The sequence below is a fragment of the Aeromonas diversa CDC 2478-85 genome (assembly GCF_000819805.1).
GTDB lineage: Bacteria > Pseudomonadota > Gammaproteobacteria > Enterobacterales > Aeromonadaceae > Aeromonas > Aeromonas diversa.
Genome location: NZ_CDCE01000021.1, coordinates 124690 through 136906 on the forward strand (window position 1 = coordinate 124690; position 12217 = coordinate 136906).

At 61.6% G+C, this 12217-nt stretch carries 10 protein-coding genes; 6 read left to right on the forward strand and 4 right to left on the reverse strand.

Annotated features, from left to right (window positions below; all coding sequences use genetic code 11):
* Positions 1-6: 6 nt before the first annotated feature.
* Positions 7-1509, reverse strand: a complete 1503-nt coding sequence (gene glpK / locus BN1121_RS07675) for a glycerol kinase GlpK (protein ID WP_005359284.1) — start codon at positions 1507-1509, stop codon at positions 7-9.
* A 38-nt stretch (positions 1510-1547) separates the two neighbouring features.
* Complete coding sequence (locus BN1121_RS07680) at positions 1548-2396, reverse strand: MIP/aquaporin family protein (RefSeq protein ID WP_005359286.1); 849 nt, start codon at positions 2394-2396, stop codon at positions 1548-1550.
* 466 nt (positions 2397-2862) lie between these two features.
* Between BN1121_RS07680 and glpT the strand changes: the two genes are divergently transcribed.
* From glpT to tyrA, 6 genes are all read left to right on the forward strand, one after another.
* On the forward strand, positions 2863-4203 hold the full coding sequence (gene glpT, locus BN1121_RS07685) for a glycerol-3-phosphate transporter (RefSeq protein ID WP_005359288.1): 1341 nt from the start codon (positions 2863-2865) through the stop codon (positions 4201-4203).
* A gap of 97 nt (positions 4204-4300) precedes the next feature.
* The gene (locus BN1121_RS07690) at positions 4301-5059 is read left to right on the forward strand and encodes a DeoR/GlpR family transcriptional regulator (protein ID WP_005359294.1); all 759 of its coding nucleotides are present in this window, start codon (positions 4301-4303) and stop codon (positions 5057-5059) included.
* Between the two features lie 221 nt (positions 5060-5280).
* A complete protein-coding gene (gene glpD / locus BN1121_RS07695; RefSeq protein WP_005359299.1) occupies positions 5281-6768 on the forward strand; it encodes a glycerol-3-phosphate dehydrogenase in 1488 nt (495 codons plus the stop codon).
* A gap of 77 nt (positions 6769-6845) precedes the next feature.
* Positions 6846-7922, forward strand: coding sequence for a glycerophosphodiester phosphodiesterase (gene glpQ, locus BN1121_RS07700; protein WP_043158068.1), 1077 nt, complete (start codon positions 6846-6848; stop codon positions 7920-7922).
* A gap of 258 nt (positions 7923-8180) precedes the next feature.
* The gene (locus BN1121_RS07705; protein WP_005359303.1) at positions 8181-9257 is read left to right on the forward strand and encodes a 3-deoxy-7-phosphoheptulonate synthase; all 1077 of its coding nucleotides are present in this window, start codon (positions 8181-8183) and stop codon (positions 9255-9257) included.
* 57 nt (positions 9258-9314) lie between these two features.
* Positions 9315-10442: a bifunctional chorismate mutase/prephenate dehydrogenase gene (gene tyrA, locus BN1121_RS07710; protein WP_005359305.1), complete on the forward strand. Its 1128-nt coding sequence runs from the start codon at positions 9315-9317 to the stop codon at positions 10440-10442.
* Positions 10443-10522: 80 nt separating this feature from the next.
* Here the strand turns inward: tyrA and BN1121_RS07715 are convergent, their stop codons facing one another.
* Complete coding sequence (locus BN1121_RS07715) at positions 10523-10906, reverse strand: hypothetical protein (RefSeq protein ID WP_005359309.1); 384 nt, start codon at positions 10904-10906, stop codon at positions 10523-10525.
* A 137-nt stretch (positions 10907-11043) separates the two neighbouring features.
* The gene (locus BN1121_RS07720) at positions 11044-12174 is read right to left on the reverse strand and encodes a ribosomal protein uL16 3-hydroxylase (RefSeq protein WP_043597555.1); all 1131 of its coding nucleotides are present in this window, start codon (positions 12172-12174) and stop codon (positions 11044-11046) included.
* Between the last annotated feature and the right edge of the window lie 43 nt (positions 12175-12217).

The following is a 12217-nucleotide window of genomic DNA, read 5'->3' on the forward strand; positions in this document are numbered from 1 at the left end:
TTTTACTTATTCCTCTTCTGCCCAGCGGCGGGAACGATCGACCGCCTTCTGCCAGCCACGATAGAGCTTGTCGCGCGCTTCCTGATCCATCTGCGGGATGAACTCTCTGTCCACGCTGAACTTGTTCTTCAGCTCGTCGCTGCTCTCCCAGAAGCCGACGGCGAGGCCAGCCAGGAAGGCGGCGCCCATGGCGGTGGTCTCGATCCGGGTCGGGCGCACCACAGGGGTGTGCATCATGTCGGACTGGAACTGCATCAGGAAGTCGTTGGCCACGGCGCCGCCGTCCACCTTGAGGGCCGCCAGCTTGATGCCGGAGTCCTGCTGCATGGCGTCCAGCACGTCACGGCTCTGGTAGGCAATGGATTCCAGCGCCGCACGGATGATGTGGTTGCGGTTGGCGCCGCGGGTGAGGCCGACCATGGTGCCGCGGGCATACGGGTCCCAGTAGGGGGCGCCCAAGCCGACGAAGGCCGGTACCAGGTAGACGCCGTTGGTGTCACCCACCTTGGAGGCGAAGTAGTCGGTGTCGCGGGCATCGTGGATGATCTTGAGCTCGTCGCGCAACCACTGGATGGTGGCGCCGCCCATGAACACCGCCCCTTCCAGGGCATAGTTCACTTCGCCCTTGGGACCGACGGCGACCGTGGTCAACAGGCCGTTGTGGGAGCGGACCGGCTCGGTGCCGGTGTTCATCAGCAGGAAGCAGCCGGTGCCGTAGGTGTTCTTGGCCATCCCCTTCTCGAAGCAGAGCTGGCCAAACAGGGCGGCCTGCTGGTCACCGGCGATGCCGGCGATGGGGATACGGGTACCGCCGCCACGGGTGGTGTGACCATAGATGGAGGAGGAGGGCTTCACCTCCGGCATCATGGAGAGGGGGATGCCGAGCTCGTCGAGCATCTTCTCATCCCACTTCAGGTCGCGGATGTTATAGAGCATGGTGCGCGAGGCGTTGGTCGGATCGGTGACGTGCACCTCGCCGTTGGTCATCTTCCACACCAGCCAGGTGTCGATGGTGCCGAACAAGAGCTCGCCATTCATCGCCTTCTCGCGGGCACCCTCGACGTTGTCGAGGATCCACTTCACCTTGGTGCCCGAGAAGTAGGCGTCCAACACCAGGCCGGTGTTTTCGCGCACGTACTCTTCCAGGCCGCGGGCTTTCAGCTCTTCACAGATGGCCGCGGTGCGGCGGCACTGCCAGACGATGGCGTTGTAGATGGGTTTGCCGGTGGCTTTCTCCCACACCACTGTGGTTTCACGCTGGTTGGTGATGCCGATGGCGGCGATCTCATCGCTGTGCAGGCCAGTCTTGGCCAGCACTTCGGTGAAGACGGAGGACTGGGTGGCCCAGATCTCCATCGGGTCGTGCTCTACCCAGCCCGCCTTCGGGTAGTGCTGGGTGAATTCGCGCTGGGAAGTGCCGACGATGTTGGCATCCTGATCGAAGACGATGGCGCGTGATGAGGTGGTTCCCTGATCCAGAGCGACGACGTATTTCTGTTGAACAGTCATGATGTTCTCCACTTTCGACTTGTTGTGGGGCCGCCCGCTTAGGCAGCGGCCTCTTCGTTATTAGACAGCTTGGCAGCCTCTTCGGCGGCGACGCGGTTACCCGGTACGCAGGGGGCCAGCACCTTCACATAGAGGGCGGCGCCCGAGAGGGCTCCACAGATGGGGCCGAGGATGGGGACCCAGAAGTAGGGGTTATCGCGGCCACCGGTGAGGGCGATGTCACCCCAGCCGGCCACGAAGGCGAACAGCTTGGGACCAAAATCACGAGCCGGGTTCATGGCAAAGCCGGTGAGAGGGCCGAAGGAGGCGCCGATCACGGCGATCAGGATGCCGATCAGCAGGGCACCGGCAAAGCCTTTGGGGGCACCGTTGTTGGGATCGCCGATGGCCAGGATGGCCAGCATCAGCACGGCGGTGATGAAGAACTCGACGAAGAAGGCCTGCAGGTTGGAGAGGGCGGCATTCGGGTAGGTCGAGAAGGTGCCGGCCAGCGTCAGGCTCTCCTGGCTGCCGCGGATCACGTTGTGGGTGGTTTCCCACTCGATGAAGAGGCTGCTGTAGAGGAAGTAGACCAGGGCGGCCGAGGCGAAGGCGCCGGCAACCTGGGCGATGATGTAGGGGACGACTTTACGCTTGTCAAAGCCGCAGAAGGCGGCCAGGGCGATGGTGACGGCCGGGTTGATATGGGCCCCCGAGATGCCGCCAGCCACGTAGATAGCGATGGCACATCCCATGCCCCAGGTGATGGATATCTCCCACAGGCCGAAGCTGGCGCCGGCCAACTTCAGTGCTGCCACGCAGCCTACCCCAAAGAAGATAAGCAGGGCAGTGCCAATAAACTCGGCGAACAGTTCGCCGGAGAGGGTACTCGGTTTCTGTATGCTCATAGACGGTTCTCCACCAGACGTTTTCCTTTATTGATCGTGTGTCTTGCTCTCTTTCGGACCCGAAAACGTTTTTTCGTTGTTGGTTTAATGCGCAATCTTGCGTGTTCTTTTATGCGCGTATTCGGGATGCGCTAACCTTACTCCCTCGCTGGTACCGTTGTCAGAGTGTTCTGAGAGGAAGTGTGCTCGAGATCGCACAGAATGCTAACAAAATGTGACCATACGCAAATGACGGGGTAGCCATGTATCTATTAAGGGGTATAAGTCCCAGTGTTTATGCGGTCTTCAGCGGGGTTGTTGTTATTGATAATGGACTCATCGGAGTAATGAAACTGTAATAATTCATCGTGCGTCACAGAATTAATGTTCCTTTATGAGCATAATGAGCGCGAATTCGAATCGGTAAGGTCCGCTCGTGTCGGATTAGCCTCTACCCTCAATCACAACAACAAACAGGAAGCTCAACATGCTCAGTCTCTTCAGGCCGGCACCGCACATTGCCAGGTTGCCTGCCGACAAGGTCGACCCCTTCTATAAACGGATGCGCTGGCAGATCTTTCTCGGTATTTTCTTCGGTTATGCTGGCTACTACCTGGTTCGCAAGAACTTCAGCCTGGCCATGCCTTATCTCATCGAGCAGGGTTTCTCCCGCGGCGATCTGGGTCTGGCGCTCTCCGGGGTGTCCATCGCCTACGGCCTCTCCAAGTTCCTGATGGGGAACGTGTCGGACAGATCCAACGCCCGTTACTTCCTCTCTGCGGGTCTGCTGCTCTCGGCCGCCATCATGTTCTGTATGGGGACCATGCACTGGGCCACCTCCAGCATTGCCATCATGTTTGTCCTGCTGTTCCTCAACGGCTGGGCTCAGGGCATGGGTTGGCCTCCCTGCGGTCGTACCATGGTGCACTGGTGGTCGCACAAGGAGCGTGGCGGCATCGTATCGGTGTGGAACGTGGCCCACAACGTGGGTGGCGGCATGATTGGCCCGCTCTTTATTCTTGGCATGGGCTGGTTCAACGACTGGCGCAGTGCCTTCTATGTGCCTGCTGCTGCTGCGGCGGCCATCGCCGTGATCGCCTTCTTCGTGATGCGCGATACCCCGCAATCGGTCGGTCTGCCCCCGGTTGAGGAGTACAAGAACGACTACCCGGCCGACTACAGCGCCGAGCACGAAAAGGAGCTCTCCGCCAAGGAGATCTTCATGAAGTACGTCTTCAACAACAAGCTGCTGTGGTACATCGCCATTGCCAACGCCTTCGTGTACCTGATCCGCTACGGTGTGCTGGACTGGGCGCCCACCTACCTGAAGGAAGCCAAGGACTTCTCCGTGGACAAGACCTCCTGGGCTTACTTCCTCTACGAGTGGGCGGGGATCCCGGGCACCCTGCTGTGTGGCTGGATGTCGGATAAATTCTTCCAGGGTCGTCGTGCCCCGGCCGGTATCCTGTTCATGAGCCTGGTCACCGTGGCCGTGCTGGTCTACTGGTTCAACCCGGCTGGCAATCCGACCGTCGACATGCTGGCGCTGGTGGCCATCGGCTTCCTCATCTATGGTCCCGTCATGCTGATCGGCCTGCACGCCCTGGAGCTGGCGCCGAAGAAGGCTGCCGGTACCGCCGCTGGCTTCACCGGCCTGTTCGGTTACCTGGGTGGCGCCGTGGCGGCCAACGCCGTGCTGGGTTACACCGTTGACCACTTCGGCTGGGATGGCGGCTTCGTCTTGCTGACCGCCTCCTGCGTACTCTCCATCCTGTTCATCGGCCTGACCCTCAAGCACGATAATGAGATGATGGCCCAGAAGGCATAAAACGTGATGGTTGGCTTACCTCGCCCACTCGGGTTGGGGTAGACTGCAAAGGCCCCGCCGTGTGCGGGGCCTTTTTCGATCACATGGGAGGATCCAGGTGAAGCAAACACAACGACATCAGGAAATCTTGGATGTCCTCACCCGGCAGGGCTTTGTCTCGACCGAGGATCTGGTAACGCATTTCGATGTCAGCCCCCAGACCATCCGGCGTGACCTCAACGATCTGGCCGAGCAGAACAAGATCCGTCGTCATCACGGTGGGGCCTCGCTCCACTCCAGTACCGTCAACACCGCCTATACCACCCGTAAGGTAATGCAACTCAAGGAGAAAGAGCGCATCGCCCAGGCCGTGGCTGCCCACATTCCCGACGGTTCGTCGCTCTTTATCGACATCGGGACCACCACGGAGGCGGTCGCTCGCGCCCTGCTCGGACACAGAGAGCTGCGTATCGTCACCAATAACCTCAATGTGGCCAGCATACTGACGGCCAAGGACGACTTCACCGTCATCATCGCCGGGGGCGAGATCCGCAACCGGGATGGCGGCATCGTCGGGGAGGCGACCCGGGACTTCATTGGCCAGTTTCGCATGGACTACGGCGTGATCGGCATCTCGGGCATCGATCTCGACGGCTCTCTGCTCGATTTCGACTACCACGAGGTGAAGATCGCTCAGGCCATCATCCAGTATTCCCGTGAGGTGTTGCTCGCCGCCGACCACACCAAGTTTGGCCGCAATGCCATGGTCAACCTCGGCAACATCAGCCAGGTGCATGCCCTCTTTACCGACCAACCGCCGCCCGACAAGCTGGCCCGCATCCTCGCCAGCCACCAAGTCGAGTGCCATCTCTGCTGATCTCTTGGCCGGGGGCTATGCCCCTGGCTTCTTCCTTCCCTCCGCTTCCCTTCCTGCTGTTTCCTCCTTGCGTTGATACTCTGTTGCATCCTGGCAAACGACACCCCCATTTCGATCACATTTTCGCGCAATAATGTTCGTTTGATTTTCCTTTGTGTTCTAAAATGAGCGAAATCAAACGCGGGTATGCGTCAAATCATAAAAACGAAATGAAGGTGAACATGAACGAGCACTATGATCTGGTCGTCGTCGGCGGCGGCATCAACGGGGTCGGCATCGCCGCCGATGCCGCAGGGAGGGGGCTCAAGGTTGCCCTGTTCGAGGCGCGGGATCTCGCCTCGGCCACCTCGTCCAACTCCAGCAAGCTGATCCACGGTGGCCTGCGTTACCTCGAGCATTACGAGTTCCGTCTGGTGAAAGAGGCCCTGGCCGAGCGCGAAGTCCTGCTCGGTATGGCGCCCCATATCGCTCGCCCCATGCGCTTTCGTTTGCCGCACCGGCCCCATCTTCGCCCGGCCTGGATGATCCGTGCCGGCCTCTTCCTCTATGACAACCTGGCCAAACGCGATCGCCTCAAGGGGAGCATTGGCCTGCGCTTTGCCCCCAATGACGGCCTCAAGGCGGAGATCCGCAAGGGATTCGAGTATTCAGACGCCTGGGTCGACGACGCCCGCCTGGTGGTGCTCAATGCCATGATGGCGCGGGACAAGGGCGCTCGCATCGAGACCCGCACCGCCTGTGTCGAGGCCAAGCGCCAGGGCCGCGAGTGGCGGGTCACCCTGGAGCGGGAGGGGGGAGAGCGCTTCACCGTGACCGCTCGCTGTCTGGTCAACGCCGCTGGCCCCTGGGTCAAGCAATTCTATGACGAGGGGCTGCATGAGAAGTCCCCGCGCGGGATCCGCCTCATCAAGGGCAGCCACATGGTGGTGCCGCGCATTCACGAGCGCGACGAGGCCTACATACTGCAAAACGAGGACAAGCGTATCGTCTTCGTCATTCCCTATCAGCAGGACTTCTCGCTCATCGGCACCACAGACGTGGAGCACAAGGGCAGCCCGCGCGAGGCGCGCATGAGCGACGAGGAGATCCGTTATCTGTGCAACGTGGTCAATGCCCACTTCACCAGGCAGGTGAGCCCGGACGATGTGGTCTGGACCTATGCCGGCGTACGCCCCCTGTGTGACGACGAGTCTGATTCGCCTCAGGCGGTGACCCGCGACTACACCCTGGAGGTGAGTGGCGACGAGCAGGAGGCGCCGCTGTTGTCGGTGTTTGGGGGCAAGCTCACCACCTACCGCAAGCTGGCCCAGGCCGCCTGTCACAAGTTGCTGCCCTGGTTCCCCCAGATGCGCGGCGACTGGACCGCCACCACCCGTCTGCCGGGCGGTGAGTTCGACAGCCCGGTGCGCGAACTCGCTCGCGCCTTCGCCCTGGAGTTCGACTGGTTGGACGACCGCAGCGCCCTGCGCATCGCCGAGGCCTATGGCGCCAACGCCCGCCTCTGGCTCGGTCAGCCCCGTGGCGAAGTGTTTGGTGCCGGTCTGTGTGAGGCCGAGGTGCGCTATCTCATGGAGCGTGAATGGGCCCATACCCTGGAAGACATCTTGTGGCGTCGCAGCAAGCTCGGTCTGCGTCTCGATGCCAGCCAGCAGGCCCGTCTTGGCCAGTGGCTGGATGAACATCACCATGCCCTGCCCAGGGCGAGTTAATACCCGGTGACGGCCCCGTCGGGCCGTCACATATCCTCGTTATCCTGCAAGCAACCACAACAAGAAGAGCCATAACAATGAAGAGAACATTGATCGCCCTCGCGCTGGGCAGTGCGCTAACCTTCCCCGCTTTGGCCGCCGACGAAGGCAAGATAGTCATCGCCCACCGCGGCGCCTCCGGCTATCTGCCCGAGCACACCCTGGAGTCCAAGGCCATGGCCTATGCCATGGGGGTGGACTACCTCGAGCAAGATCTGGTGATGACCAAGGATGACCAGCTGGTGGTGATGCACGATCACTTCCTCGACGGCATCACAGACGTGGCCGAGCGTTTCCCCGGCCGTGCCCGTCCCGACGGTCGCTACTATGTGGTCGACTTTACCCTGGCGGAGATCCGCTCCCTGCGCATGACAGAGCCGTTCCAGGTGGTCGATGGCAAACAGCAGCACGTCTATCCGGCCCGCTTCCCCCTGTGGAAGTCTGACTTCAAGATCCACACCTTCCAGGAAGAGATCGAGATGATCCAGGGCATGAACAAGAGCACCGGCAAGAACGTCGGCATCTACCCCGAGATCAAGGCCCCCTGGCTGTTCCGCCACGAGGGCAAAGACATCTCCAAGGCGGTGTTGAAGGTGCTCAAGGAGTACGGTTACACCGGCAAGGGCGACAAGGTCTATCTGCAGTGCTTCGATACCAATGAGCTCAAGCGCATCAACAGTGAACTGATGCCGGCCATGGGCATGGATCTCAAGTTGGTGCAGCTGATGGCCGAGACCGACTGGAACGAGACCATGGTCTATGACGCCAAGGGTCAGGCTACTCCCTACAACTACGACTGGATGTTCAAGCCGGGCGCCATGAAAGAGATCGCCACCTATGCCGAGGGGGTGGGTCCGTGGAAGCCGATGATAGTGCCTGAGCCGGGCACCCCGGGTAAGCCCACCTTCACCAATCTGGTCAAGGAGGCTCATGCCAGCGGTCTGAAGGTCCACCCCTACACCTTCCGTAAGGATGAGGGGCAGGTGCCGGCCTATGCCAACGATTTCACCGATCTGCTGAAGATCTTCCTCTATCAGGCCAATGTGGACGGGGTGTTCAGCGACTTCCCCGACAAGGCGGTCGAGGTGATCCGGGCGCATGAGATGAAGTCATGAGTCGAGCGGGGCCTGCGGGCCCCGCTTCTTATTTCGTAAACAAATAAATACAGTGATTTGGTTTTGAGTGGTTTTTACAGTCTTTCCTGAATAGTGGCGGTGCAAAAAGCAAGCAATCAGGCTGTTTTATTGAATTTAATCTTGCCATCTCTCGTTTGATTGTTAATGTGGACTCCGGTTGCGTCGTCGTGAGTGAGTTTTTGTAATTTAATGTTTACAGCTTGCCGCGGTGGTTTACATGAAAGAGAGAGTCCACTCATGCAAAAAGATCCCCTCAACAACGTTCATATTCACTCCGAGCAGGTGATGATCACCCCGGCCGAGCTCAAACGCCGGCTGCCCATCTCCGATCACGCCCTGGCCTTCGTTCAGGGGGCGCGCCAGACCATCTCTGATATCATCCATCGTCGGGATCACCGCCTGCTGGTCATCTGCGGTCCCTGCTCAATTCACGACATGGAGGCCGCCAAGGAGTACGCAACCCGACTCAAGGCCTTGCATGATGCCTATCGTGACTCTCTCTATATCGTGATGCGGGTCTACTTCGAGAAGCCGCGAACCACAGTGGGCTGGAAGGGGTTTATCAACGATCCCAATCTGGATGGCACCTTCGACGTGGAGCTGGGCCTGCACCGGGCCCGTGAGCTGCTCTGCTGGCTCGCCGAGCTGGAGCTGCCGCTGGCCACCGAGGCGCTCGACCCCATCAGCCCGCAATACCTGGCGGAGCTCTTCTCCTGGTCGGCCATCGGCGCCCGCACTACCGAATCCCAGACCCACAGGGAGATGGCCTCCGGCCTCTCCATGCCGGTAGGCTTCAAGAATGGCACCGACGGTAATCTCGGCACCGCCATCAACGCCATGCGCTCTGCCGCGACCCCTCACGCCTTCATGGGGATCAACCAGCAAGGGCAGGTGGCCCTGCTGCAGACCCAGGGCAATCCGGACGGTCATGTGATCCTGCGCGGCGGCAAGCACCCCAACTACGACTCGGTCAATGTCTCCCTGGCCGAGGAGGCGATGGATCAGGCCGGGCTGACTCCCGGGCTGGTGGTCGACTGCAGTCACGGCAACTCCAACAAGGATTACCGCCTGCAACCCAGGGTGGCCGATAACGTCATCCACCAGATCCAGGAGGGGAACCGCTCCATCATTGGTCTGATGCTCGAGTCCCATCTGGAGGAGGGGAGCCAGTCTTCCGAACAGCCGCGTGAGTGCATGCGCTACGGGGTCTCGATTACCGATGCCTGCATCGGTTGGGAGACCACAGATGAGCTGCTGGCTCGCGCCTATCGGGAGCTGAGAGAGGCCCTTAAGTCTCGACGCCAGCCGGTCTGACATTGAATAATGGCCGGGTCGCCACGGGGCGGCCCGCTTGCTGATAGAGAAGGGATCATGGCCAAAGAACTGGATGTCCTGCGGGACAAGATTGACGAGGTGGACAGGGAGCTGGTGACCCTGCTGGCCCGCCGCCTGGCGCTGGTGGGGGAGGTGGGAGAGGTCAAGAGCCGCCACGGTCTGCCCATCTATGCCCCGGATCGGGAGGCGGCCATGCTGGCGCGCCGCCGGGAGGAGGCCGAGGCCCACGGGGTGCCCGGGGATCTTATCGAGGATGTGCTGCGGCGCATCATGCGCGAGTCCTACGCCAGCGAGAAGGAAACCGGCTTCAAGTGCATCAATCCGGCCTTGCGCCACGTGGTGGTGGTCGGCGGAAACGGCGCCCTGGGGGGGCTGTTTGTGCACATGTTGCGTCTCTCCGGCTACCGGGTCGAGGTGTTGGAAAAAGCCGACTGGGAACAGGCCGACGCCCTGCTCTCGGGGGCCGGCATGGTGCTGGTGGCGGTGCCTATCGACGTGACCGAGGTTGTGATTGCTCGCCTTGGCCAGCTGCCGGACGACTGCCTGCTGGTGGATCTCACCAGCGTCAAGCAGGGGCCTATGGCCGCCATGCTGGCGGCCCACAAGGGGCCGGTCCTCGGTCTGCATCCCATGTTCGGCCCCGATGTGGCGAGTCTGGCCAAGCAGGTGATCGTCTGCTGCGTCGGGCGTGATCCTGCGGCGAGCGAGTGGCTCTGCCAGCAGATGACCATCTGGGGGGCGCGCCTGGTGGCGGTAAGCGCCGCCGAGCACGACAAGGCCATGACCCTGATCCAGGCCTTGCGCCACTTCGCTACCTTCGCCTATGGCCGCCATCTGGCCGAGGAGGGGGCGGATCTGGAGCAGTTGCTGCGCCTGAGCTCCCCCATCTACCGGTTGGAGCTGGCCATGGTGGGACGGCTGTTTGCGCAAGATCCGGCGCTCTATGCGGACATCATCCTCTCATCACCCCAGAATCTGGCCATGATCCGTCGCTACTACGAAGAGTTTGGCCGCTCGCTGGCCCTGCTCGAGCAGGGGCAGCGAGAGGGATTCGTCGCGGCCTTTAACCAGGTGGCCGACTACTTTGGCGAGCACGCCGGCCAGTTCCTTCGCGAGAGCAAGCAGCTACTGGCCCAGGCCAATGACCGGCGGCACCTCGGCTAAGGTGATGACTCCGCAGTGTGCTGTGGACCAGCAAAAGGGCGCCTCACGGCGCCCTTTCTGGTTTGAATTCGAGGGGGTGTTTAGACCTGGGTATCGATGAGGGCGGGCTCGGGGCGCCCCTGATAGAGGTCGATGATGCGCTCACCCAGGCTCGACTGGGCGGTGCTGACTGCCTGACTCAGCCGCTCCTGGCGCTGAAACTGCCGGCTTGCCTGATAGATATCGACAGGCTCGGGCGCAGGCGACGTGGTGCTGGTGTTGCCGCTTGTTTCCAGATAGCGCGCCATGGCCGCCCTGCTCTGGCGCTGCTCCGTGTAGTCCACCGCCAGGGTGCGCTGGGTCTCTTGCTTGGCACTGGCTGCGGCCTGTTGCTCGGCTCGCTTGTCGAGGGCCTGATTTTCGACGCGGTTACGCTGCTCGGGCGTCAGAGAGGGAACCGGCTGGGGGAGAGGGGTGATCGGCATGGGCGTCTCCTTGTGAGGAACCCATTGTACGATTCTTAAGCTCACGGGCCAGCGGCAACGAGCTCGCCGGCAAGGCCGGGTTCAGCTTGCCAGAAGAAAAAAAGGCGCCATCTGGCGCCCTTGTTGCATCGCTGTACTTAGTCGAAGAACCAGTAACCGCGGTTGACCAGGCGGGTGAAGAGGGTCAGGAAGCCGGCCTGATCCTCCAGGGTCACCATGTCGCTCTGGGTTACTACGTCCCGATCGCACAGGAGGGCGATGGCGGCCGGGTCTGCGCTCGGCAGGGTCCAGGCCTCGCCGTCGATGTAGCAGGTGTCGGTGGCGCCGCTGAACCAGACGCAGCGCAGGCCCGGCACCCGGATAGCGGGTTCGCCGGCAGCCAGCAGGTTGGCCACCTCCTCTTCGCTGTAGTCCGGGTCGACCGGTACCACGTCGAGATCGTGCTTGGCGTCGGAGATCATGGCGCCGAACCACTCCTTGAACAGGGCGTCGTCGTCCAGGGCGTGCTGCATCAGCTCGCGCAGGCGGTGCAGCTCATGGGGCTGGATCTCCCCGTGGCGCTCGCGGGCCTTGAGGTCGGGGTCGGTGTAACGCTCGGTGGTGATTTCATTGTCGATCAGGTGATCGGCAAACAGGGAGAGCAGATCGCGCGCATCGGGGGCACGAAAACCCACCGAGTAGTTCATGGCGGGCTCGACCGCATAGCCCTCGTGGGGGAATCCGGGCGGGATGTAGAGGATGTCGCCCGGCTCCAGCACCGCATCGATGATGGCGTCGAACGCCTCGCAGTGGCGCAAGGCGCCGTGAGCGGCGAACTCGCTCAGGGCCAGGGCGTCACCGACCCGCCAGTGGCGGCGGCCCACCCCCTGGGTGATGAAGACGTCGTAGTTGTCGATGTGGGGGCCGACACCGCCCCCCGGGGTGGAGAAGCTCACCATGACGTCGTCAAAACGCCAACCGGGAATGAACTGGAACGGGATGGCCAGCTCGTTCACCTCGGGGGCCCAGTGGTTGCACGCCTGCACCAGCACGGTCCAGTTCTCCTCGCCCAGGTGGTCATAGGCTTCGAAGGGGCCGTGCTCGGCGTGCCACTTGCCGTCGAAACGGGTCACCAGGCGGGATTCCACCTCCTGCTCCATGGCCAGGCCCGCCAGCTCGTCCGGGGTGATGGGGTCGGCAAAGTCCTTGAAACCGCCCTTGATGAGGAGCGGGCGCTTCTGCCAGTAGTGCTCAAGAAAGTGGGCGATGTCGAGATTGAGTTCGTACATGGTGTCTCTTCAGATTGGTCTATGGCAAAGGGGCCCACAGGGC

Bases quoted from the DNA above. Each gene is read 5' to 3' on its own strand.
- glpK (WP_005359284.1), bottom strand. From the start codon at position 1,509: ATGACTGTTCAACAGAAATACGTCGTCGCTCTGGATCAGGGAACCACC.
- BN1121_RS07680 (WP_005359286.1), bottom strand. From the start codon at position 2,396: ATGAGCATACAGAAACCGAGTACCCTCTCCGGCGAACTGTTCGCCGAG.
- glpT (WP_005359288.1), top strand. From the start codon at position 2,863: ATGCTCAGTCTCTTCAGGCCGGCACCGCACATTGCCAGGTTGCCTGCC.
- glpD (WP_005359299.1), top strand. From the start codon at position 5,281: ATGAACGAGCACTATGATCTGGTCGTCGTCGGCGGCGGCATCAACGGG.
- glpQ (WP_043158068.1), top strand. From the start codon at position 6,846: ATGAAGAGAACATTGATCGCCCTCGCGCTGGGCAGTGCGCTAACCTTC.
- BN1121_RS07705 (WP_005359303.1), top strand. From the start codon at position 8,181: ATGCAAAAAGATCCCCTCAACAACGTTCATATTCACTCCGAGCAGGTG.
- tyrA (WP_005359305.1), top strand. From the start codon at position 9,315: ATGGCCAAAGAACTGGATGTCCTGCGGGACAAGATTGACGAGGTGGAC.
- BN1121_RS07715 (WP_005359309.1), bottom strand. From the start codon at position 10,906: ATGCCGATCACCCCTCTCCCCCAGCCGGTTCCCTCTCTGACGCCCGAG.
- BN1121_RS07720 (WP_043597555.1), bottom strand. From the start codon at position 12,174: ATGTACGAACTCAATCTCGACATCGCCCACTTTCTTGAGCACTACTGG.